Below are 23,805 nucleotides of genomic sequence, written 5' to 3'. Positions count from 1 at the left end.
TATACATAGCAAAACACCGTCTAATTAGACGGTGTTGGCCCTATATCTATCCTTTTTCCCATTTGTTTTCATCATTCATCACATAATCCTTTAGCTGTCCTTTACCATAGGTAATACCTGCTACAATTTTGGGAGTTTCAAGGATTTCCTGTTGGTTCTGACCATCCTCTTGATCCCCTAGTTCCCTCCAGCCTTCATAGATAGGAGCCATAATTTTAATAGCCATCTCTAGCTTGTCAGTATCCCTATGGCTTTCCCCTTCTGTCATTAGCTGATTTACATAAAGGTAAATGCTTCTTAGATTGTTTGCAATCTCTGAATCCCCCTGTAGAGTACTCAACAGCTCCGCTAAAATTTCTCTAGCCTTTTGCAGGGAATCATTCAGCTTTTTAAAAGCCCCTATCTTTAAATAATCTATGCTATCCTCTAATGTATCTATAAATCCCTCATATAAAATAGCCACCAGTTCAGCACCATTGGCATTGGCTACACGATTTGCAAGATATTCTTTTTCTATCATTTCTTCACCCCACTACCACCTTCGGTGGAATTAATAATTCTTTTACTGCACTATTCACTAACTTCCAAGCAACTGTAAAATCGATTGCGGTCTTTGGTTGGCTTGAGCCAGCATAGCTACCCCTGATTGGGTTAGGATGTTTAACTTAGTAAACTCCGACATCTCTAGGGCCATATCAGCATCTTCAATTCTCGATAAAGCTGCCGTTAGGTTTTCTGTTGTATTATCTAGGTTAGCGGCAGTGTATTCCAAGCGGTTTTGTATGGCTCCTAAGGAACCCCTAAGCTCCGCCAGCTTGACAATGGCGTTATCATATACAGTTATAGCTGCTGTTGCTCTTTCTTCTGTAGATACGTCTAGGGCATGCTCTGCTGTAGCCTCTGAAAGTCCATCAGTTACCTCCATCAAACTGTGAAAAGCCGCCCCTTTAATACCTGTGTTTCCAGTGGGATCTTTTGCACTAATACCTAGTTGGGTAGCACGAATATCCCCCACCGACAGTCTAAAGCCCTGACCTTGGTTGGGACCAATCTGTAGATTGGTTACAAATTCCTTAGGTGTACCTTCTAGGAAGATTGCCTGTCCAGCAAAACCAGTGGATTCTGCTTCTATAATCAGTCTTTCTTTAACATTCTCATCCTGTTTTAAAGTAACCCCTTCAAAACTTAAATCTTCCAATTCTTTAACTATATCTTCAATACTATTTTTACCGTTTAAATTTATAGGTCGATTGGACCCAGTATAAGGACTAATACTGCTATCATAGAACTCAATTTTTTCATTACCTATAGTAATAGTTGAACCAATGGCAGGGAAATTGTTGAAATAAATACTGCCTGTAGCCTTTCCTGTGTCTTTCTCAGACTCTCCCTTTTCTATAATAGTAGTCTCCGTAGTTTCATTAAATAATTCTTCCATAACCACTGGAGAACCTGTTATTTTAACTTCGCTTCTTCCACCAATAGAGGTTGATCTAATCTCTAATTTATCTTCATCTGTCCAAATAGCTTGACCTAAGTCCCCCATGGCATTGTTTAACGCTTCTAATAAACTATCCTTTGTAGCGTTTTCTGTCCCATCTAGCTTATCTAGTCTAACCTCTCTTTCCTGTCCATCTATCCATATGGAAAGCTTTTGAGTTTGTAAATCACCTAAATTTTCTACATCATTATCATTTGCCAAAGCTTTGTCAGAAACAAACACAGCAGCGTTTCCCGTAGACATCCTATGTACCGTAGTATTAGAATTAGGTGCTTCATTACCCCTGAGAATATTCCTTGTATTAAATTCCGTTCCATTGGCGATTCTGTTGACCTCTGAGGTCAGCTGGTTGATCTCATCCTGAATAGCACTTCTATCTCCATCGGTTACAGTACCATTGGCTGCTTGTACTGCTAATTCCCTCATCCTTTGGAGCATGGAGTGGACTTCGTTCATGGCTCCCTCTGCCGTTTGGATAAGGGAGATGCCGTCTAGGGTGTTTTGGGATGCCTTTTTTAACCCCCTCACCTGAGCCTTCATCTTCTCTGATATCGCCATTCCAGCTGCATCATCGGCAGCCTTATTAATTTTCTTCCCTGAAGAAAGTCTTTCCAACACCTTTGAAGATGCATTGGTGTTTTGGGTTAAAAGTCTGTGGGCATTTAGTGCTGGAATGTTATGGTTAATTCTCATATTATCTTCCCCCTATTGTAAATTGTTTCCTATGAAACACTATGGTAATTTAAAAAAATGTCAAAATATGTAGGATTGTATATTACGTTTATCGACTAAAATCCTCCTAATCTTTAGTCTTTATCTCCAATATCCCTATAGTTATATGGACCTAGTTGTTTTGCTTCAAGCCCTTTTCCTTATCCACCATCTCTACAAATGCTAAAATTTGTGCCACTACTTCATAAAGCTCTGGTGGAATTTCCGTACCTACCGAAAATTCCAGTAGCTGTTTAACTAGCCTGTCATCTTGTTGGACAACCACCTGATTTTCCTCAGCCAGTTTCAAAATGTTTTCCGCCACTACTCCTTGTCCCATTGCAATGATTTTAGGAGCATGGTCCTTTTCTATATCATATTTCAGTGCCACTGCCTGTTTTCGCTTTTCTACTTCCTTCATTTTTTCACCTCTATACCGTCATGTCTAAAGACCTTCTAGTTGATGGATATCCAGTAGTTATACCCTCCATAAGATCAAATAGATTTTGTTTTTCCTCTATCTTAAAGGAAACCTCCTTTAACTCATAGCCCAAGCCTTCTAAAAGACCCTCTATTTGCTTTTTATGGACTTCAAACAAATGACCATCCCTTTGGCTTTTTACCCCTATTTTCATGGTAACCTGTTTTCGGTTAACTGCTGCATAGATATTCACATTACCCATATTATTGGTTTCAAAGTTTAGTAATACCGACATATTGTTAGGATCTATTTTTCTACTGCCTTTTTTCTTATTTAATATATATATTTGTAGATTTTTCATCTGGTTTTCCATCATTACAGGTACCTGTAGGAGGATATCGTCTTTGTTTAACTGACTTTGTAGCTGGAGGGATTCCCTTAAGCTATCCTTATTTTGCTGAAAATCCCTTCTGGTGTTTTCATCCATAAGATGAAGCTTATCCTCCACCCCCTCTATCAATCTCCCAAGCTCCTGATGAAATCTTCCTATATTGAATTTTCCTAGCTTGAGACTAGTACTTCCTTCCTCCACCACAACCCTAAGTTTTGTCCCCAAATCCTTTAACTCTTTATTATTGCTTTTTTCTAAAATCCTTAAAGCTTCGTGGATTTGAGAGGTAATTTGCTGGTGATTGTTAATAAGTAAATCAGTCCTGGTGAGACTTTTAAAGGTCATTGGTATACTGTTTTTAATTAGTAGAGATAAGACGGTCTCCCGTTGTTCAGGTATTTCCTTCATATTTTTCATCATAGCCATAATAGCTTTAAGATTTTGGGGTTGAAGCTTTTCTAGCTGCTGTAGGGCCTCGTCTCTATGGGTTTGTTGAGGGTTTTCTATGGTCTTTACTGAATTGTTTGCATTTTCTTCCTTTACCTTTTTAAGTAAGGCTGTAACCTCTTCTTTTTCCGGCTGTAGACCTGAAGCCATGAGGGTAGCCGCTTTTTCATAATTAAAAAACTGTGGCAGATCCTTCAGAGCAGCTTTTGTATTAATAACTCTTTGTATGTTTTCCTGGGATAATTCTAAGCCCTGTTTAATTAAATCCTTAGCTAATTTTAAAACCTCTTCTGTAGTCTTTATCTGTAGAGAGGTAAGAATCCTTTTTATATCCCCCTCCATTCCCTTTATTTCTCTATCGCTTATGCCTGTAGGTTGATAAAGGTTAGTCTCATAGGCCTTCGTTGCCAAGGGAGGGTTTTTCTCTCCTATCCCAATAACATTTTTTGCAATAGTATTTTTTAGCTTATATAGGTTGTCTATGGTGGTATCAATTTTGTTTTTGATAGCATCTACAATGGTATCATCCTTTATGGTTTGTAGGTTATCTAACTTTGAAAAAATCCTATGGATTCTATCGATATTTTTTATGCTAATCTCTACTCCTGCCTTATGGAGAGCTTGGATAATATCAGTTATATCCTTCCCCATTTTATTGCCATAGAGATTATAGGCTATTCTTTCCGCCTCTTCTATCGGTAGTTTTTTTCCCCCAACGAAAAACTTCAAAAGAGAAAAACCTTCCTTCCTTCCCTTTGTTTCCTCCACCATATCCATTACTTTTTCTAAGCCAGCTTCTTCAATATCAATATTTTTCTCCATTAGCTTAACAGCTGTTTCATAGTCCAACCCTTCTATGACCCTTTCCAGCTGGCCCTTAGAGGCTATAAAAGCTAGGATATTTTCTTTCGAAGGAGTTATACCATGTTTTTCCAACGCTTTTACTGCTCCTTGGGTTTCTTCATTAATGGGGAGCTGCAGCTTTTCAAGGAGTTGGATTTCCTCTTTATCATCATTAGGTGTCTCCACAGGAGCCTCCTTATGGGATAGCCTAGATTTGATAATTTCCTTTTTATCAATTACAACCGTCTCCCCTACTTTTCCTTCTAGGGGGGTCTTTAGCTGGGCTTCTATTATCTTGTCTCCACCTATATTTACCTTTACCATATCCTCCTTTTTCTCCATTAAAGTCCCTCGAATCTTAAAGAATGATGAGCCAGTGTAATATTGCTGTGAAGCCCCTAAATTTATTTTTTGAAAAAGGTTATTGTTCATCCTTCCACCGCCTTTTCAATTCTAACTTATGTATCGTCATTTTCCACAGATTTCTTTAATGGGAGACTTGTTACGGCGGTCTAAGGTTTTTCCTTAAACTTGCCGATAGAATATATGATGGACGAATAATAGCTTTTCCTGTAAACTAACTATAGACAGTTGGGTGCTTAAAATTGGAGGATTCAGGATGAATAAAATTAATAATCTTCATATACAAGAATTTATCAATAAAATAGAGCCTCAGCAAAAAAAAGCTGAGGCAAATCAAGGAAAATTTTTTACAAGGTTTGAAACCATTCAATCTCAGCATGTACGAGACCACCTAGAAGGTCTCTATAATAAAATAACAGATCAAGCCGACAAAATTGGAGAAAAGCTCCATTTAAGTGAAGTGGTTAAATATAAAAATTTGGTCCGTGAATTTTTAGATGTAGCCGTTAAAAATTCCCATAAGTTTTCAAAGCAGAACTTTTTGGATCGTAGAGGTCGCCACCGGGTCTACTGTATTGTGAAAAAGGTGGATCGAGAACTGGAGGCCCTAACAAAGGATTTTTTAAAGCAGGAGGTTGATGGTATCAATGTTTTAAAACGATTGGATGATATTCGAGGATTGCTTCTGGATTTATTTATGTAGATTAAAAGCCCACGGTTTTCGTGGGCTTTTGTTATTCTCTGTTATTTTTTATCAATGGTAAATCGTTGTAAAATATTGTTTAGCTTTTCCACCATATCACTTAAGGTATCGGCAGATAGGGTGATTTGTTGAACAGCTGCCTCCTGTTCCTCTACACTGGCCAACACTTCTTGAGAACTGGCGGCAGTGGATTGAGAAATACTGGCGACTTCTGTAATCTTCTCCTTAACCTCGTCTACCTGCTGGAACATCTGGGTAATATTTTCAGACAATCTCTCCATAAATTCAGATACCCTGTAGGTTTCTCCTATAATGTCCTTAAAGGATACCGAGGTGTGTCGAATAACCTCTCTACCCTTTTCTACCCCTTCAATGGTTTCCTCAGTGGCAGAAACTACCCTTTGAGTTTCTCCCTGTATTCTATGGATTAAATCAATAATTTCCCCCGAAGCACCTCTAGAGGCTTCAGCCAGCTTTCGTACTTCTTCAGCAACTACATTAAAACCTCTGCCATGCTCTCCAGCCCTAGCAGCTTCAATAGCAGCATTTAATGCCAGTAGATTAGTTTGCTCTGCTATGTCAGTAATCAACTGCCCCGCCTTGTTGATTTCTTTTATATTGTCATCCAATGATTTTACCATAGAAGCTGTTTCCATTGCTACATTGGTCATGGTTTCTATGGTGTTTTGTATCTCTTGTATATTTTGAGAACCACCTTCAGCCAACTTCGAGGCTTTAACTGCAGCCTCCACCACTATATTACTACTATTTTTCACCTCTTGGGCATTGTCCACCAATGTCATTACTGATGTAGTTGTATCTTCTACATAGTGCATCTGTTGGGATGCCTCTGCTGCAACATGCTCTATTGTCTTGGATATTTCCCCAGCAGCCCGGGCCGTCAAGTCAACATTTTCTCTTAATCCACCGGTAAATCCATTGATTTCGTCAATAGTTCCCTGAAGCTGTTGTAATATGCCTCCAATAGAATTTACCATATCCTGAAAGGCTCCCTGAAGCTCACCAATTTCATTTTTGCTGGTAACCTTAACATCCTCTGTTAAATCTCCATCCCTTATCTTTTTAGCACTGGTTGACAGTCGTAAAATTGGTTTTGTAAAAATATTGGCAAATATGTATATTACAATCATAGCCAATAAAATAATGATTAGAGCTACTCCTAAAGCTAAAGCCAATAAATGTCTATTTTGTGCTGTAACTTCTGCCATATTCTGCTCTATGATGACAGTCCAACCATTTCTGTTAACCCTTCCACTGGTAATAACAACATTGTTCCCCTCATGGTTGAGGCCATGGGATAATTCCTTTTCACCTTGAACAACCTTTTTAACTTCTTCGGCCCCATCCTCTAAAATGTTATAGCGTTCATTGACATACTCCACTGGATCGATACCATGCCCCACAACATATCCTTGGGTATCCACCACATAGGCATAGCCGGTTTCTCCAATTTGTATTTTTTGAACAATGTCATTAATGTTACTAAAATTGATGGTAGCCGCCAGAACACCGTTAATATTCCCTACTTTATTCATCCTAACGGGTATACTGATCATCATCACAGGCTGTGATGTTGCCCTATCTGTTATGGATTGACTCAAGTAAACTCTGCCCCCAATGGCTTCTTGAAACCATCTTTCTCCAGAAACATTTTCTCCCACCCCACCATCATTGGAGGACTGTACTGTCCCAGATAAGTCCACATATCGCAGGCCCCGCAATGTACGATATTGGTAGGTGTAATAGCTAAGGGCAGAATAAAGCTCTTCTTCACTTAACTCATGGAAATCATGGGACACCCCTATCATTCTGACCATATCAACAATAGAATCCAGATACAAATCAATTTGGGTGGCAACCGATTCTGCTATCAGTTGATTATTGCCCTCGGCTGTTTCTATAACTTTTTTTGAATCATTGTAATAATTTAAAAATGTAATAGTTGAAATGGCTACCAAAAGAATAGCAGAGACAATCGTGATTAACTGCCTTTTAATACTCATTTCTTTACTAGATTTAGCTGTTTTAATTTTCTTTTCACCAATTTTTTTGGGTTTTTTATCCTTTTTACCTTTTACTGCTATACTCATTTTCAAGCTTTTCCCGCCCCTTTACAATGTGGTTAAATATTATTTGGATAATTTTTCTACTTGTCATATAATTTGACATTTATCTACAAAATCCTTTATTTTTTACAAAAACTTTCAAATATGGTTTAATTATTTGCAAACAGAAAAGCCTAGATTATCCCTCTAGGCTTTTCTGTAAAAATCCATTGATAAATAGGTCTATATCCCCATCCATAACGGCTTGAATGTTTCCTACTTCTATATTGGTTCGATGATCCTTCACCAGATTATAGGGGTTGAATACATAGGATCGGATTTGACTCCCCCACGCAATTTGACTATATTCCCCTTGAATGTCTTCAATTTTTTCTTTTTGCTCCAATTCCTTTAGTTCTAATAGCTTTGCCTTCAGCATCTTCATGGCAGTATCTCGGTTGGTATGCTGAGATCTTTCATTTTGACACTGAACTACAATACCTGTAGGTAGATGGGTAATCCGTACAGCTGAATCTGTTTTATTAACATGCTGTCCTCCAGCACCACTGGCCCTATAGGTATCTATTTTTAAATCCGTTGCCTTGATGTCCACCTCCACTGTATCATCCATCTCTGGCATCACATCCACCGAAGCAAAGGAGGTATGTCGCTTGCCAGAGGAATCAAAGGGTGAAATACGAACCAGTCGGTGGACTCCCTTCTCTGCCTTTAAATAACCATAGGCATTTAAACCTTCTATAAGTAGGGTGACGCTTTTAATACCAGCTTCAGGGTCCTGTAGGAGATCCAATAGCTTTACCCTATAGTTTTTCTCCTCTGCCCATCGGGTATACATCCGCCACAGCATTTTTGCCCAATCTTGAGCATCTAATCCCCCTGTTCCAGCATGAATAGATACAATACAATTATTTTTATCGTACTCCCCCTTCAAAAGGGTTTCTATCTTCATGGCATCGATGGTTTCTTGTAATCTCTTCATACTCTCCAGCATTTCTTTTTCAAAGGAGCTGTCCCCCTCTTCAATAAAGAGAATCATGGTTTCCAGCTCTTCATGGGCTGCTATCAAGCCCTCAAAGATTTCTATTTTGTTTTTTAATTCCTTTGATTTTTTTAAGATTTCCTGAGCAGCTGAGGGATCATTCCAAAACCCCTCAACCCCCATCTTTGCCTCGTATTCCTCAAGAATCTTTTCTATAGCTTCTATGTCAAAGGGAAGCCCTCATTTCCTTAATTTCTTCATGCATTCCTAAAAGCTGCTGTTTATAAATATCTAAATTTAGCACTTCTCATCACCTCATTTATTGTCCACAGCATTTTTTGTATTTTTTACCACTGCCACATGGACAGGGTTCATTTCTTCCAGCCTCTTCTTTTTTTGCAACAGGCTTGGCTTTACTATCCTCTCCATCCCCGTGGGTGGCAGCTGTGGGATTGGCCACCTGTTTTCTTTGAAGCTTTACTTCCTTTTCCATATTAAATAAATATCTTACTGTATCCTCTTGAATCTTATTGATCATCTCCTGGAACATATCAAAGCCTTCTACTTGATAGGCCCTTACAGGGTCCACTTGACCAATAGCCCTTAAGCCAATACCCTGTCTTAGTTGATCCATGGCATCGATATGATCCATCCATTTCGTATCGATAACCTGTAATAATACAACCCTTTCGATTTCACGGATTCCTTCTGGCCCAACCTCTTCTTCCTTTTTACTATAGAGCCCCTCAGCCAGCTCCATAATTTCCTCCTTCAGGGTTTCTAGGTTTAAATCCTCAACATTTTCAAATATCAGCATATCCTTTGGTAGAAAAACATTGCTTAAATTTTCTTCCAAACCCTTTAAGTCCCATTCCTCAGGATACTGACCATCGGCAGTATAAATGGCAATAGCATTGTCTATAATATTCCCCAGCATGTTGAAAATATGATCCCGCATATTTTCTCCCGCCAATACCTTTTTCCGCTCACCATAGATAACTTCCCTCTGTTTATTCATAACATCATCATATTGTAGGACGTGTTTACGAATACCAAAGTTTCTACCCTCCACCTTCTTTTGGGCATTTTCTATGGACTTTGACAGCAGGTTGTGTTCAATGGCTTCATCCTCCTGGAGGCCCATTTTCTCTACAAAACCCTGCATTCTATCTCCACCAAAGAGACGCATTAAATCATCCTCTAGAGAAATATAAAATCTACTGGATCCTGGATCTCCCTGTCGGCCAGCACGCCCCCTTAACTGATTGTCTATTCTTCGAGATTCATGTCTTTCTGTACCGATAATATGGAGACCTCCTACCCCGGTAACCTCCTGATGCTCCTTATCGGTCTCTATCTTGTACTGCTTAAAAAGATCATCATAAAGTCTTCTAGCAGTAACAACTTCTTCATTATCAGTATCAGCAAAGCTGGTGACCTGAGCTATTACCTCATCATCATAGCCTTTTCGCTTCAGCTCCTGTTTTGCTAAAAATTCAGGGTTCCCTCCTAAAAGGATATCGGTTCCCCGACCCGCCATATTGGTGGCAATGGTTACAGCCCCTTTTCTTCCAGCTTGGGCCACAATATCTGCTTCCCTTTCATGGTGCTTTGCATTTAATACTTCATGGGGTATACCCCTGCGCTTTAATAGTTTTGACAGTTCCTCTGACTTTTCTATAGAGATGGTCCCCACCAGTACCGGCTGTCCTTTTTGATGCTTTTCTTCTATTTCTCTGGCTAAAGCTTGGAATTTACCGTTTTCTGTTTGATAGATGGCATCAGGATAATCCTCCCGAACTACAGGCTTATTGGTTGGGATTTCTACTACATCCATTTTATAAATAGATATAAATTCCTCTTCCTCTGTCTTGGCTGTTCCCGTCATCCCCGACAGCTTATTATACATTCTAAAATAATTTTGGAAGGTAATGGTTGCTAGGGTTTTGGACTCCCTTTGGATATCCATCCCTTCCTTTGCCTCTATGGCTTGGTGTAATCCATCGCTATATCTACGACCAAACATCAAACGTCCGGTGAAATCGTCAACAATAATTACTTCTCCATCCTTTACAACATAATCCTTATCTCGTTTCATGAGACTTCGAGCCTTAAGGGCTTGGTTAATATGGTGGGATAACTCCATATTATTTAAGTCAGAAAGATTTTCAATACCAAAGGCTCTTTCCGCCTTTTCTACCCCTGTCTCTGTTAGGGCTACAGAATTTGCCTTCTCATCTATCGTATAGTCATCTTCTTTTCTTAGGGTTTTTACAAAATGATCCACAACATGATACATCTTGGTGGATTTTTCACCCTGGCCTGAAATAATCAAAGGAGTCCTAGCTTCGTCGATTAATATACTATCTACCTCATCCACGATAGCATAGTTTAATTCCCTTTGGACCTTATCATCTTTGTAGATTACCATGTTGTCCCTTAAATAGTCGAAACCAAATTCATTGTTGGTACCATAGGTGATATCACTGTTATAGGCAGCTCTTCTCTCCTGTTGATTAATACCATGGTGGATAACCCCCACCGTTAATCCTAAAAAGCTATAGACCTTCCCCATCCATTCCTGGTCTCTTTTAGCTAAGTAATCATTGACGGTTACTACATGGCAGCCCTTTCCTCCAAGAGCATTTAGATAGACTGGAAGGGTTGCCATGAGGGTTTTACCTTCCCCTGTCTTCATCTCAGCAATCCGACCTTGGTGGAGTACAATACCACCATAGAGTTGTACCCTGTAGTGCTTCATGCCCAAGACCCTGAAGGCCGCCTCCCTAACAGTAGCAAATGCCTCCGGTAGGATATCATCCAACGTTTCACCCTTTTGAAGCCTTTCTTTAAACTCAAAGGTTTTTTGTCTTAATTCTTCATCCCTAAGCTTCGTATACTCTTGCTCCAATCCTTCTATTTGCTGAATAATTTTATCTAATTTTTTTAGTTCTCTTTCACTATAGGTGCCAAAAAATTTCTCAAATAACTTTTTCAAGCCTCTCACCTCATTTATATATTCTATTATAATGAGGTTTTCACCAATGAAAACCTCAATTTTTATGTTAAACCTTTTGTTTATCATATTATTGTATCATTTCTATCTTTTTAAAACAATAACTTGAAAATCTTGTTGATTAATTGTCACAAAAAAACTCCCGTTTAGGAGTTTTTGTTTGTTTCAATTATTTTAGGGCTTTACTTTTATGATCAAATCGAATAACCTTTGAGGTTCGATGGTAGATTGAAGGTGTCATCATATTTTGAATTAAAAAGAAAATACCGATTACAATCAAAATATCTCCTCCACTAAAAACCTGCTTTAAAGGATAGAAGGAGGGCATAGACAATCTTCTTCCTAAATACTCTGTATACAATTTGGCTTCTTCTAGAGGTATGTATTGGGGCAGGGTTCCTAACTGGATGGAATTCATCATATTTTGAAATCCAACGGTCTCCAGTACCCTCATATCCACAGGCATACTACCACTATTGAGGATGATAGCTGCAAAGTTGGCTATAGACCCTAGCATAATAAACCACATACACTTAAAGTGCATATTGAGGAATAGAGCTATAAATAAAAGACTGTAGGCAATAACGTATAAAATCATCCTGTATTCGATCACTAGGGGATATCCTAAAGATATCATAATGTCTATCCCCAACCGTAAAATAAAGGTCAACAAAATAAACCATGAAAATCTCAGCATTGTGGTGCCCAATCTTTTAAATTTTCCCCCTCTGATTTTACCTACAAGGATTCCTAACAATATACCCTCTAGCATCATTTCTTCACAACCCTTCAACAAATAACATATTTCTACTTCATCTTAATTTTCTATACAAAAAGACTTTCTCCTGCAAGGTTTTGTTGGTATTTTTAGAAATTTTTTATTAATCTTTACATTCCAAAAAGAACAGTAGAGATCATCTACTGTTCTTAAAGTTATATTTAATCTATTAATCGAACTCTGGCTCAATCAAACCATAGTTTCCATCCCTTCTTTTATAAACAACATTTACTTCATCGGTATCTGCATTGGCAAATACAAAGAAATTGTGACCTATTAAATCCATCTGTAAAACAGCTTCTTCTGAGTTCATAGGCTTCAAGGCAAAACGTTTTGTTTTTACAATCTTAGGTTCAAAGCTTTCTTCTTCGTTCTCAGAAAGCAAGATATTTTCAAAGCGTATAGTCTCATAATTACTAACGCGATTTCTCTCAAGTCGTGTTTTGTGCTTAGTTAACTGACGAATTAACTTATCCACAACCTTATCAATGGAGGTATACATGTCATGGGTAGACTCTTCTGCCCTTAAAATAGAGCCATTGATGGGAATTGTTACTTCTATAATTTGTCTTGACTTCTCCACTGTTAGGGTGGCTTGGGCTTCAGCTCCTTCATTAAAATATTTGTCTAGCTTAGAGATCTTGGATTCAACTATTCCTTTTAAGGCATCGGTTACTTCAATGTTTTTTCCACTTATGATAACCTTCATATCTCCAGCTCCTTTCCCTTCTATAATATTTAAGTCGATAGGATCAACTTAAAATGATAAACGACATATATTATTGTATCTATATTTATTTTCATTATTACCCCGTCCTATAGCTTGTCAAACAAAATTTATAGCTATTATATAAAGAATTTTTTCATCTATAGGATTTTTAGGTTTATTTTTAAGGTTATTATATGAATTTCCCTATGAAAATAGTCTCCATATTTTATTAGATAAAAAATATTCTTTTTTTATAGCAATAGCAAATTATAAACTTTGGCATCATAGGAAGCCATAATCTTTATAATTGTTTTCAACAAAATTTCCCTTTTAATTTTAAACGAGAGAATTTTGTCCCCAATACTATCTTTAAGTCATTGTTTGTGGATATGTTTAAAATTTTTATGTGGATAATGTGTATAACAGTGTTGATAAGTTTATTTTCAAGGAAACAACTATGTGAATATATATGTGTATAAATGGGGAAAACTTTTTTAAAGGATTTTTTCATTATATGGTTTATATTTATTGTCGCAATATTTTTAACTTTATAGTGCCTATATTTTGTCATTTTTTAAAATTTTTTTCTATTATTTTACATATCAGCAAAATTTAACAGCTTTCTTTAATAAATTAAAAAAAGCCTCGACAATATGTCAAAGCTTTTTGTAAGTAGATTGGTACAGTAGAAGCTGACCTGGTCTTTGCCCCCACACTCGCCTGCTGGAAGGTTCGCTCAGGGATCGCCTTCACTACTATTTCTCTCGATTTGTTACCGGCAGGTCTTACATCTAAGCCGCACCATGCTCGATAACAGGTTTTTTTGTTATCTTACGTGGGTCCCTTTGCCTGCGACTGGCATGGACTTTCAACCACAGACCTTCTTTATCTACACCATATCCAATTGTTACCTTACTATTATACACGATATTATACTTCTTCTCAATAACCTATTATGAAATATCCTGTTGCCATTTATTCCTACCTTTTTTATTATTTTTTCTTATCAATAAAGAAGGAATGACTTTCTATATATTGATTTTTATATCCTGCAGTAACTTTTTTTCCAGCCTTTACAGCTTTAAAATTATTTTTTGCCTCAGCAATGTTTCTTTTCATTTTTTCTGTATTTCCTTCATCTAGCTTTTGTACTTCTTCTATAATCTTGACAATCTCTCCTATCTTTTTCTGTAGTTCCTTCAATGCAGGAACTTCCTCCCCCTCCAGTTCCTGCAGGGAGGTTATACCCAATAGTTTTTTCAACATAGCATACTTTTCTACAAATTCCTTATCTACTATATCTATCTTTCCCATAATTTCTTGCTTTTCCTGAATAATGATCTCCATCTCTTGCATTTTTTCAGGCTCTAGCGTCTTACTTTGGGCTTCTGTATTTTTAAACAATTTGTTAACCAAGAGAAGCTTGGCTTCACTAAGGCGAAGTAAATAGTCCATAATTTCTTCCTTTTTCATTTCATCACCTATCTTCCCCTCTTGGCCACCACCATAGCTTCCTTCCAGGTATCCCTTAACTCTGTTACCATGCCGGCTACCTCATCCAATATAGCCTGATTTTTTTGGATATTGGCCTCTATGAGTCTTTCATTTATGTAGATATAGAGGGTCCTTAAATTTTGTGAAATATCGTATTTCATATCTAGGGTTATATTAAGTTCTTGAATAATATCTTGGGCCCTTAGAATAACTTCATGGGATTTTTGTACATTTTTTTGTTCGATAAATATTTTTCCTTGATTGATGAATTTCAAGGCACCATTATATAACAATAGGGTTAGATTTTCTGGAGATGCTGTCATAATGTTGTTTTCTTTATATTGATTATATGGATTTTGCATTGCCATTTATATTACACCACCTACTTAAAATTGTTGTCCCATCTGGGACATGAGCCATGAGCTTTGCTGATGCATAGATGCCAGAGCTTTTTCCATCGCTGTAAACTGCTGCCAGTAACGGTCCTCTCGTCTCCGTAACAGATCCTCTTCCCTCGCCATTCTAGTATTGATACTGTTTAAATCCTTATCTAATACACTACGGGAGCCCCCTGTTACAAAGTCAATTAAAATATTGGATCTCACATTTCTTAATAGAGCGCTATCCTCCCCAGGCCCGGATTGATGGACAATCTCTTTTATACCATCTATCATACCATCATAAATCCTTTGAACCAACCCTGTATTTTCCATCTTTTCCTTACCCGTCAAGGAGCTATCGGGGCTTTTAAACATTAAATCTATTACTCCTTCAGGATCATCATTGATGGCTGCCCTTAGCTTTTCCTCATTGATCACCAACTTTCCTCCTTCTTGATAGGTACCAGTGGTAATCCCCAGTTGGGTTATATGGTCATAGCTTCCCGATACCCCCTCTACCTTTTCATATAGACTGCTTCTTATGGTTTGAAGGGTTCTAGTCAAGATACTATCATTTCTTATTAATCCACTCTTAGCCTTTTCCTCCCAAAGCTCAATATCCTTTTCTGACATGGCTTCTTTTTGTTCATTGGTTAAGGGTGAAAAATCTCTATAGTGCTTTTGACCTAGCTGTCCATTGATTTCATCCAATAGCTTATTGTATTCATCTACAAAGGATTTGACCTTATCAAAAATACTATCCACATCGGCGTCAACACGGATGGTGATGGGTTGAGCCTCTGCTACCTGTTCACTTTGAAGCTGGAGGTTAATGCCGTAAACCGAAAAGTTGTTGGTGCTTTTTTCTATAACGCTTCCATTAAACGTAATTTCAGCATCTTGTCCTTTTATCTCCACTCCTTCGTCTACTGGTTCATTGGATTTCGTGGTGAAGGTAATCCATGGAGAAACGCCTTCTATTTTGGAAACATCTTTTATTGTTATAAACTGCTCTTTTCCAGTTTCCCTGGTATTAATCATTAATTGCCCCAAATCTCTATCATAAGCAGATCTTAAACCTAAACTTGCTCCTTCCTCAGATGTAGCACTATTGATGGCCCTTACCAAATCATCCATATTTTTTATAGCATCATCTTCGTTGCCAATTTTAAAGGTCTGGTGACCAGTGGCTGTTGCTATCGTAAATTCATGACTACCTGCTTTAAAGGTTCTTCCATCCGCTTCTAATAAACCTTTTAAATCCCCACTAGTAACACTGGCCACCTCAGCCAGCTGCTCCACCTTCACCGTATGGGTTCCAGCCATGGCATTGGCATTGGCTGTGGCTCTTACTACACCTTCATTACTGGATGTAGCCCTTTTCACCCAATCGAAGCTACTGGCACTGGTATTTATCATGGACCCTGTAGCGGTGGTTCTTGCTAAACCAAAGCTTTTACGGGAATCCACAATGAAATTTGCCATGCTTCGATTGATGCCGTTGTAGGCCTCCTGTCTCCACTTTAAACGCTGCTCCTGCTGAAAAAATCTATCCATCCTTACTCTTTCTGCCCTCATTAAATCCCGTACCATTTGCTCTGTATCCATACCAGAGGCGATGCCCCCAATTCTCATAATTCCACTCCTCTCCATAAGCTTTATATGCACATAGTATTTTGCATCCATTAGCAAATCTTCTATTTTAAAACTATATATTGTATATCGGTTTTATCTTTAAAAAAGTTTAATAATTTCTATTTTTCATAAAAGAAAAAGAGCCTCCATCTTTTGATAGAAAGCTCCTAAACACGTTCCAGCTTTTTAATATTTTCATAAATACTTTCTTTTTCCTTTGATACTACGAAATGTTCTAATAAATAGGCCATAATAATAATTCCTGGAATGTTCACCATTAACCTTGTTAATGTAAACTCAATCCCTAGAGCTGAAATTTCAAATAACAGTGTCGGAATTTTGGTAGTTGACCAAGCCCCTATAAAAACTAAAATATTGTTAAACTTAGCTCCTTTTCTCATAAGAACTAATGCTATAGGAAAAGCGGCATATAAAGGTCCAGCAGCTGCTGATCCCATAACAAATGCTAAGATCGTTCCTTTAATTCCTGAGTCTTCTCCCATGTACTTAATCATAGTTTCTCTAGGTATCCATACATCCAGTAACCCTAGCATAATAAATACTGGAGGTACTACTAATATCATTTCTCTTAAACTAAAAGTTGCCACGCCTAAGGCATTGGTACCAATGCTTCTATTAAATACTGTAACTATCAATAACAAAATTGACATGCCTATAAAAAATCTATATCTTTTTAATACCTTTTTCATCTATACCACCCTTCCTATTACATAAGCTACAATAAAAGAAAAAATGAAGGCACTTACATTTCTCCATAGGGTTAGTTTTTTACCAAAGTATTGAATTTCTATGGGAGCTGTTACAATCCCCACCATCATAAGTGATGATATAAATGCCCCCATCTGCATCAAGCCAGCTCCATTTTCCAATAACAGCGCAGCTGTAGGAAATGCTACAAAGGGAGGCATGATAGTAATAGCCCCCACTAGAGAAGAAATGATAACTCCTAACCATCCTGATTGTCCTCCTAAAATCCGTCCAATAACCTGGGGATTAAGGAGAGATAATAAGATACCTATGACGATAATAATACCTAAAAACTGCGGTAAAATATTTTCAAAGGCTTTCCAAGCTTTTTTTAGTGCCATTCTTGTCTTCGTTTTGTCTTTAGTATAGGATAAAACCAAGAAACCAAAGGCTACTGAATATAAAATTGTATTTACCATTTTAAACCCTCCCTCTGCTCTAAATTTTATCTTATTGATTAATTGATTGAAAATATATCATTTAATTCATTATACCCCCGAAGGTACAGGATTCAATAATAATTTTTTCTTTTCTAATTATTATTTGAGTGATACAATATCCTTAAAGACGGAGGTGGCTTTATGAAGGGAAGTCAGAAGGAAATCCATAAAAATTATTTTATTAAAAATGGTAGTGTGCTGTCGGTCAATAAATTTAGTGCCGATGACATCACTAAAACCACTTCAATATATGAAGTGATTCGAATTATCCAGGGAGTACCTCTTTTTTTGGAGGAGCATTTAGATCGCCTAAATCAATCCTTTAGATTATTGAATTATAATTTTTATATAGATCCAAAGGATTTAGAAAAAGAAATTTATAGATTAGTAGAAGTCAATCAATGCTATGCCTACAATATAAAGGTAATCGTGAATAACCTTGAAACCCCATCCCCAAATATATATTTATTCTTCATTGCCAGCAATTACCCCCATGAAGAACAATATAAAAAAGGGGTCTCTGCTATATTGTATACTGCTGAAAGAGAAAATCCTAATGCTAAGGTGGTTTTAAAGGATTTTAGAAGTAGAGTAGATGAAAAAATCAAAAGTGCCAATGCCTTTGAAGCTATTTTAGTGAATCAACATCAGCAGATTACTGAAGGTAGTCGTTCCAATATTTTTTTAGTAAAGGACTCCATCCTCTACACAGCCCCTGCCGAGAAGGTTTTAAAGGGGGTCACAAGGAATCGTATCATTGATCTATCTAAAAAAATAGGACTTGCTGTAGTGGAAGCTCCCATCACTGTAGACTTTTTAAAGGAATGTGATGGAATCTTTATGACGGGAACGTCCCCTAAGGTTCTACCCATTGCCCTAGTGGATCACCTACCCTATGGCTCTGCAACAAATTCTACTATTGTTAAAATTAGAAGTGGCTATGATGATTTAATAGATGACTACATTAAAAAAAGATCTTAATCTCCACCTTAACCTTAATAAAAACCTTTAGGCTCCTATAAAAAGCCTAAAGGTTTTTTCACTATTTATGTACCATTTTTAGAATTTTTCATTATCCATGTACACTTTCTCCTAGATATGCCTTCTTTACCTCTTCATTGGTTAGTAGTTCTTTTCCTGTACCCTGTAGCGTAATATTACCGGTCTCCATAACATAGGCCTTATCAGCTATCTTTAAAGAAACATTGGCATTTTGTTCGATCAGAAGTATGGTTACCCCTTGTTGGTGAATGGTTTTAATAATATTAAAGATTTCTTTTACGATTAAGGGGGCTAGACCTAGGGATGGCTCATCCATCATGAGAAGCTTTGGTCTTGACATTAAAGCCCTGCCCACCGCCAGCATTTGTTGCTCCCCTCCTGAAAGGGTTCCTGCCTGTTGCCAGGTTCTTTCCTTTAATCGTGGGAACAGGGAGTATACCCACTCTAAATCCTCTTTTATATTCTTTTGGTCGTGTCTATAAAAAGCCCCTATTTTTAAATTTTCCAGTACCGTTAGGTTTCCAAAGACCCTTCTCCCCTCTGGCACTAGGGTAATCCCTTTTTTCACGATATCCTTTGTTTCAACCTTGGATAAATCTTCACCTTGATAGGTAATAATACCACTTTCAGGTTTTACTAAGCCCACTATAGATCGGAGGGTAGTACTCTTTCCCGCTCCATTGGCACCGATAAGGGCCACAATTTTTCCCTCTTCTACTTCAAGATTTATCCCCTTTAAGGCTTGAATACCACCATAGGCCACCTTTAAGTTTTCTATTTTAAGCATCTTCAGTCACCCCCAGATAAGCTTGAATTACCCTATCATTGTTTTGGATTTCATAGGGGTTGCCTTCAGCTATATTGATACCATAATCTAAAACATAAATTCTATCGGATATGTCCATAACCACCTGCATATGATGCTCTATTAACAGTACGGTTAAATCAAATTCATCTCTTATTTCCCTTATGAAGGCTGTTAAATCATTGGTTTCCTTTGGATTCATCCCTGCCGCCGGTTCATCTAGCAGCAGTAGCTTTGGCTCTGTAGCCAATGCCCTAGCAATCTCTAGTTTTCTTTGAAGACCATAGGGAAGGCTATTTGCCTTTTCATGTTTAAGATCAAGTAATCCTACTTTTTCCAATAGCATATAGCATTTTTCTAGTATTTCTTTTTCTTCTTTTTTATAGTATCTTTCCCCAATCACCTTGTCTAAAAGGCTGGGCTGTAATTTTCCTAACACAGCTTGAAAAAAGTTGGACTTTAGATGAAGATGATTGGCTATAAACACATTGTCCAGTACGCTTAATTCCTTAAACAAACGAATGTTTTGAAAGGTTCTTGCCATCCCCCCCTTTGTAATTTCATGGGGTTTTAGGCCTGTAATATCACGATCCTCAAAATAAACACTTCCCTCTGTTGGTCGATACACTCCAGTAATCATATTGAAGGCCGTCGTCTTACCGGCACCATTTGGTCCTATAAGGGCTACGATTTCACCCTTGTCGATATGGAGATTAAGCTGATTTACAGCAGTTAATCCTCCAAATTTCATTGTCATATGATCTGTTTTTAATACTGTCATTATTGTCCTACCCCCTTCTTGCTAAAGGGTCTTCTCTTAAGGAGATTGAAGAGTTTATCCCAGCTAAATTCATTGGTACCCATTAGTCCGTTTCTAAAGAAAATAACTACAATCATCAATAGGGCTGAAAACACAACCATTCTCAGACCTGTAATACCTTGAATCTGGATAAATCCAAGGTTGATGGATTCATCTAAAATCCTTAAGTACTCTAATCCTGAGGTGACTACAAAGGCAGAAATCACTGTTCCAGTTATACTGCCCATTCCCCCTAAAACGATAATTAAAAGGATGTTAAAGGTCAGAACAAATCGAAACATGGCGGGGTTAATGGCCCCCAGTAGGTTCCCCAATAGTCCTCCACCTATACCTGCAAAGAATGCTCCTATGGCAAAGGACATGACCTTATGTTTAAATAAATTAATTCCCATACTTTCAGCGGCAATTTCATCTTCCCTTATTGCTTTAAAGGCTTTACCAAAGCTACTATTGATTAGGGCAGCCATCACCATGATGGTCACCACCATAGTTCCATAGGTCCACCAAAGATTGGTGGTATTGGGAATTGATTTCAATCCTAAAGCACCATTTGTGATGTTTTGGGTGTTGGTAAATATAATTCTAATAATCTCAGAAAAGCCTAGGGTTGCAATGGCTAGGTAGTCTCCCTTTAATCTTAAGGTAGGTGCCCCAATTAGAAGAGCTACAAAGGCCGCCAATAATCCTCCTATTAATAGGGCTACAAAAAACGGTAGGGTAATTTTATCTAAAGGAGAAATCATAGGCTCTAAAAAGAAGGTCCTCTGCTTAGCTGTTTCCGACATTGTAAGAAGGGCTGTTGTATAGGCCCCTACTGCCATAAAGCCAGCATGTCCTAAGGAAAACAAACCTGTAAATCCATTAATCAAGTTCATACTCAATCCCAGCACAACATAGATTGCGCATAGATTTAATATCCTTATCTGATAAGGGTTAAAATTACTGTTGGCATATATAAGAAATAAGCCAAGTGCTACTATAGATATGGTGGTTAAAATGATATCTCTCTTCTTCATAGTCTACACCTTCTCCGATATTTTTTCTCCCATAATGCCTGTAGGTTTAAATAGCAGAATCACTATTAGTAAAATAAACGCAAAGGCATCACGGTAGCCAGTTAAATTTGGCAAAAATGCTATAATCATAATCTCTCCTATACCCAGAATAAAGCCTCCAATTACGGCTCCAGTAATGTTGCCAATACCCCCTACAACAGCGGCGATAAAGCATTTTAATCCAGGCATAATCCCCATAACTGGTTGAATTTGAGGGAATCTAGAGCCCCACATAATACCACCAATAGCCGCTAGAATAGACCCTACACCAAAGGTTATCGTAATGGTTCGGTTAACGTCTATTCCCATCAGCCTAGCAGTTTCGTGATCCTTAGATACAGCCCTCATGGCCATCCCCGTCTTAGTCTTATTAACTAAAAACAACAAGGCATAAAGAAGAATGATGGTTACAACAGGAATGATCAAAGTCAGTCTTTGAAGGGAAACCGTCCCAATGGTTATAACATCTGTTAAGAGAGGAATATTTGGAAAAGCTTTAGGCCTTCCACCAAAGACAACGATGGCAAGGTTTTGTATAAAGAAGGAAGCCCCAATGGCGGAAACCATGATGGTGATTCTTGGGGAATCCCTTAGAGGCCTATAGGCGGCTCTTTCTATCAACATACCAAGGGCAGCTGTAAAGATTACTGCCATAACAAAGGATACATACCAGGGCATACTGAACATTGTAACACCATAAAAAGCAAAATACAGGGACATCATAAAGATTTCCCCATGGGCAAAGTTAATTAATCTTAATATTCCATAAACCATTGTATAACCAATAGCAATAAGTGCATACAAGCTTCCCAAGGATATACCGTTGGTCAGGTATTGCAAAAACAGTTCGAAGTTCATATGTCCACCACCTAATTAGAATTTACATTAAAATTACTTATTTTTCCATTATATTTGGTACAAAATTACGCTCCCCCCTTGATAGAGGGAAGCGTTATTTTTTAAATTGTGGACCTAGTAGGGCTCAATTGTATCTAAGTATACAAATTCACCATTTTCAACAATCTTAATAACAGCACTCTTAACGGCATCCCCATTTTCATCTAGGTTGATGACACCAGCAGCTCCTGGGAATCCAGATGTCTTAGCGATTTCATCTCTAATTTTAATCGGGTCTACTGCTCCTGCTCTTTCGATGGCATCTCTAATTAAGATATAGGCATCATATCCTAAAGCCGTAACAGCAGCAGGCTCCTTGCCATACTTGCTTCTGTAAGCATCTAAGAAAATTTCAGACTCAGGTGTGATTGGTACTTCTGATGTAAAGAATGTTGAAAATACAGCACCTTCTACAGCATCAGCACCGATCTCAATGAACTCAGGAGTTTCCCAAGTGTCTCCACCGATAAATGGAATTGTAACCCCTAGGTTTTTCGCCTGTTGAATTATTAATGCAGACTCTGTAAAGTTACCAGGTGCAAAGATAACATCAGGAGCTTTACCACTAACATTTAGTATTTGGGATGAGAAATCTTGATCTCCTGTTTGGTAGTCAGAAATTTCAACGATAGAATTTGGATCTCCAGTTAATTCGATGAAGGCTTGCTCAAAGAATCTCGCCAAACCAACTGCATAGTCACTGGAAACTTCTCGAATAATCCCGGCTGTTCTAGCGCCAAGATTATTGTAGGCATAGTTTGCCATAACGGTTCCTTGGAATGGGTCCAAGAAGCAAACTCTGAAATAGTAATCATTGTCTAATGTTACCATTGGGTTTGTGGCAGATGCAGCAACTGCAGGTACTTGGTTATCTCTAACTAAATCTCCAGCTGCCATAGAGTATGTACTGCCCCAGCTACCGATGATAGCTACAACATTTTCACTTTCTATCAATCTTGCTACTGCACTGGCGGCTTGTACAGCGTCAGATCCGTTATCAACAACAACTAACTCAATCTTCTTGCCTAATACTTCTGGATATAATTCATTTGCCAAACGTGAACCTTCAACTTCTAAGGCTCCACCGGCTGCATTCGCCCCGGTTAAAGGTTGAAAAACCCCAATTTTGATTACATCATCGTCTCCTGCTGCCTCATCTGGCTCATCACTTGGTGCTTCTGTAGGAGTTGGACTACTACAACCTACTAGCCCTACTGATAAAACCAAAAGCATTACTAAAAAAATAGATATCCATTTTTTCACATTAATTCCCCCTTTTGTTTTTTCATGCTTAAAGATTTAATAATTTTTTATTTGAACTTCCCAGATATACCGAGAAACTCAATCCATAATTTTACTGTATATATGTCTATATACAAATTTATGAAGCCTTGTACAAATTTATGTTAAAAACATCATAAACCTTTGGGCTTCAAAATATGTCAATGTATGTTGAATTTTGTTTTTATGTTATATACAAATGTATGTGATGTGAATAATAATCTTATTATAATACATAATTCTAAATATTTCAAAACTTTTTTTGTTAAAATATTCAGA

The 23,805-nt window shown here is 37.7% G+C and carries 22 protein-coding genes; 2 read left to right on the top strand and 20 right to left on the bottom strand.

Features of this window, described 5'->3' with window-relative positions; translation table 11 throughout:
* Positions 1–46: 46 nt before the first annotated feature.
* The 4 genes from BLS22_RS01545 to BLS22_RS01530 all read right to left on the bottom strand — a co-directional run bounded on the left by BLS22_RS01545 (position 47) and on the right by BLS22_RS01530 (position 4,746).
* Positions 47–520, bottom strand: coding sequence for a flagellar export chaperone FliS (locus tag BLS22_RS01545; RefSeq protein WP_090549342.1), 474 nt, complete (start codon positions 518–520; stop codon positions 47–49).
* 57 nt (positions 521–577) lie between these two features.
* A complete protein-coding gene (locus tag BLS22_RS15465; RefSeq protein WP_090549339.1) occupies positions 578–2,194 on the bottom strand; it encodes a flagellin N-terminal helical domain-containing protein in 1,617 nt (538 codons plus the stop codon).
* Positions 2,195–2,345: 151 nt separating this feature from the next.
* Entirely contained in the window at positions 2,346–2,633 is a 288-nt protein-coding gene (locus tag BLS22_RS01535; protein ID WP_090549336.1) for an EscU/YscU/HrcU family type III secretion system export apparatus switch protein, read from the bottom strand.
* A gap of 10 nt (positions 2,634–2,643) precedes the next feature.
* On the bottom strand, positions 2,644–4,746 hold the full coding sequence (locus BLS22_RS01530; RefSeq protein ID WP_090549333.1) for a DUF6240 domain-containing protein: 2,103 nt from the start codon (positions 4,744–4,746) through the stop codon (positions 2,644–2,646).
* A 187-nt stretch (positions 4,747–4,933) separates the two neighbouring features.
* Here BLS22_RS01530 and BLS22_RS01525 point away from each other — a divergent pair, with 187 nt between their 5' ends.
* Positions 4,934–5,380 carry a YaaR family protein gene (locus BLS22_RS01525; RefSeq protein ID WP_090549331.1) on the top strand — a complete coding sequence of 149 codons (447 nt, stop codon included), beginning with the start codon at positions 4,934–4,936 and terminating at the stop codon, positions 5,378–5,380.
* A gap of 41 nt (positions 5,381–5,421) precedes the next feature.
* On the opposite strand, the gene BLS22_RS01520 is transcribed toward BLS22_RS01525, so the two are convergent.
* The 11 genes from BLS22_RS01520 to BLS22_RS01475 all read right to left on the bottom strand — a co-directional run bounded on the left by BLS22_RS01520 (position 5,422) and on the right by BLS22_RS01475 (position 17,645).
* Entirely contained in the window at positions 5,422–7,491 is a 2,070-nt protein-coding gene (locus tag BLS22_RS01520; protein ID WP_244269464.1) for a methyl-accepting chemotaxis protein, read from the bottom strand.
* A 154-nt stretch (positions 7,492–7,645) separates the two neighbouring features.
* Positions 7,646–8,750, bottom strand: a protein-coding gene (gene prfB / locus BLS22_RS01515; protein WP_176762002.1) for a peptide chain release factor 2 whose coding sequence is annotated in 2 segments (ribosomal slippage) — positions 7,646–8,674 and positions 8,676–8,750 — 1,104 coding nt in all. Because the reading frame shifts where the segments join, the coding sequence is not laid out codon by codon here.
* A 15-nt stretch (positions 8,751–8,765) separates the two neighbouring features.
* On the bottom strand, positions 8,766–11,444 hold the full coding sequence (gene secA / locus BLS22_RS01510; protein ID WP_090551523.1) for a preprotein translocase subunit SecA: 2,679 nt from the start codon (positions 11,442–11,444) through the stop codon (positions 8,766–8,768).
* Positions 11,445–11,631: 187 nt separating this feature from the next.
* Positions 11,632–12,237, bottom strand: coding sequence for a DUF5317 domain-containing protein (locus BLS22_RS01505; protein WP_090549323.1), 606 nt, complete (start codon positions 12,235–12,237; stop codon positions 11,632–11,634).
* 172 nt (positions 12,238–12,409) lie between these two features.
* On the bottom strand, positions 12,410–12,949 hold the full coding sequence (hpf, locus tag BLS22_RS01500) for a ribosome hibernation-promoting factor, HPF/YfiA family (protein WP_090549320.1): 540 nt from the start codon (positions 12,947–12,949) through the stop codon (positions 12,410–12,412).
* A gap of 791 nt (positions 12,950–13,740) precedes the next feature.
* On the bottom strand, positions 13,741–13,875 hold the full coding sequence (locus BLS22_RS15460) for a hypothetical protein (RefSeq protein ID WP_280139555.1): 135 nt from the start codon (positions 13,873–13,875) through the stop codon (positions 13,741–13,743).
* Between the two features lie 67 nt (positions 13,876–13,942).
* Entirely contained in the window at positions 13,943–14,422 is a 480-nt protein-coding gene (gene flgN / locus BLS22_RS01495) for a flagellar export chaperone FlgN (protein WP_090549317.1), read from the bottom strand.
* Positions 14,423–14,430: 8 nt separating this feature from the next.
* Entirely contained in the window at positions 14,431–14,811 is a 381-nt protein-coding gene (gene fliS, locus BLS22_RS01490; protein WP_090549314.1) for a flagellar export chaperone FliS, read from the bottom strand.
* A gap of 18 nt (positions 14,812–14,829) precedes the next feature.
* The gene (gene fliD, locus BLS22_RS01485; RefSeq protein ID WP_090549311.1) at positions 14,830–16,509 is read right to left on the bottom strand and encodes a flagellar filament capping protein FliD; all 1,680 of its coding nucleotides are present in this window, start codon (positions 16,507–16,509) and stop codon (positions 14,830–14,832) included.
* Positions 16,510–16,625: 116 nt separating this feature from the next.
* On the bottom strand, positions 16,626–17,168 hold the full coding sequence (locus BLS22_RS01480) for a permease (protein WP_090549309.1): 543 nt from the start codon (positions 17,166–17,168) through the stop codon (positions 16,626–16,628).
* Positions 17,169–17,645, bottom strand: coding sequence for a permease (locus BLS22_RS01475; protein WP_090549306.1), 477 nt, complete (start codon positions 17,643–17,645; stop codon positions 17,169–17,171). It lies immediately after the preceding gene.
* A gap of 162 nt (positions 17,646–17,807) precedes the next feature.
* On the opposite strand from BLS22_RS01475, the gene BLS22_RS01470 reads away from it, so the two are divergent.
* Entirely contained in the window at positions 17,808–18,647 is an 840-nt protein-coding gene (locus tag BLS22_RS01470) for an aminotransferase class IV (protein WP_090549303.1), read from the top strand.
* A 91-nt stretch (positions 18,648–18,738) separates the two neighbouring features.
* Here the strand turns inward: BLS22_RS01470 and BLS22_RS01465 are convergent, their stop codons facing one another.
* From BLS22_RS01465 to BLS22_RS01445, 5 genes are all read right to left on the bottom strand, one after another.
* Complete coding sequence (locus BLS22_RS01465; protein WP_090549300.1) at positions 18,739–19,455, bottom strand: ABC transporter ATP-binding protein; 717 nt, start codon at positions 19,453–19,455, stop codon at positions 18,739–18,741.
* The gene (locus BLS22_RS01460; RefSeq protein WP_090549297.1) at positions 19,448–20,254 is read right to left on the bottom strand and encodes an ABC transporter ATP-binding protein; all 807 of its coding nucleotides are present in this window, start codon (positions 20,252–20,254) and stop codon (positions 19,448–19,450) included. Before BLS22_RS01460 ends, BLS22_RS01465 begins: the two co-directional genes overlap by 8 nt.
* Positions 20,254–21,309 carry a branched-chain amino acid ABC transporter permease gene (locus tag BLS22_RS01455; RefSeq protein WP_090549294.1) on the bottom strand — a complete coding sequence of 352 codons (1,056 nt, stop codon included), beginning with the start codon at positions 21,307–21,309 and terminating at the stop codon, positions 20,254–20,256. The genes BLS22_RS01460 and BLS22_RS01455 overlap by 1 nt, the downstream gene beginning before the upstream one ends.
* Before the next feature lie 3 nt (positions 21,310–21,312).
* Positions 21,313–22,206: a branched-chain amino acid ABC transporter permease gene (locus BLS22_RS01450; protein ID WP_090549291.1), complete on the bottom strand. Its 894-nt coding sequence runs from the start codon at positions 22,204–22,206 to the stop codon at positions 21,313–21,315.
* Positions 22,207–22,320: 114 nt separating this feature from the next.
* Entirely contained in the window at positions 22,321–23,508 is a 1,188-nt protein-coding gene (locus BLS22_RS01445; RefSeq protein WP_090549288.1) for an ABC transporter substrate-binding protein, read from the bottom strand.
* Positions 23,509–23,805: the final 297 nt, after the last annotated feature.

The sequence above is a fragment of the Natronincola ferrireducens genome (assembly GCF_900100845.1).
Taxonomy (GTDB): domain Bacteria; phylum Bacillota; class Clostridia; order Peptostreptococcales; family Natronincolaceae; genus Natronincola_B; species Natronincola_B ferrireducens.
Note: the sequence above shows the minus strand (reverse complement) of the source record. Positions and strands in the feature narration are given on the sequence as shown.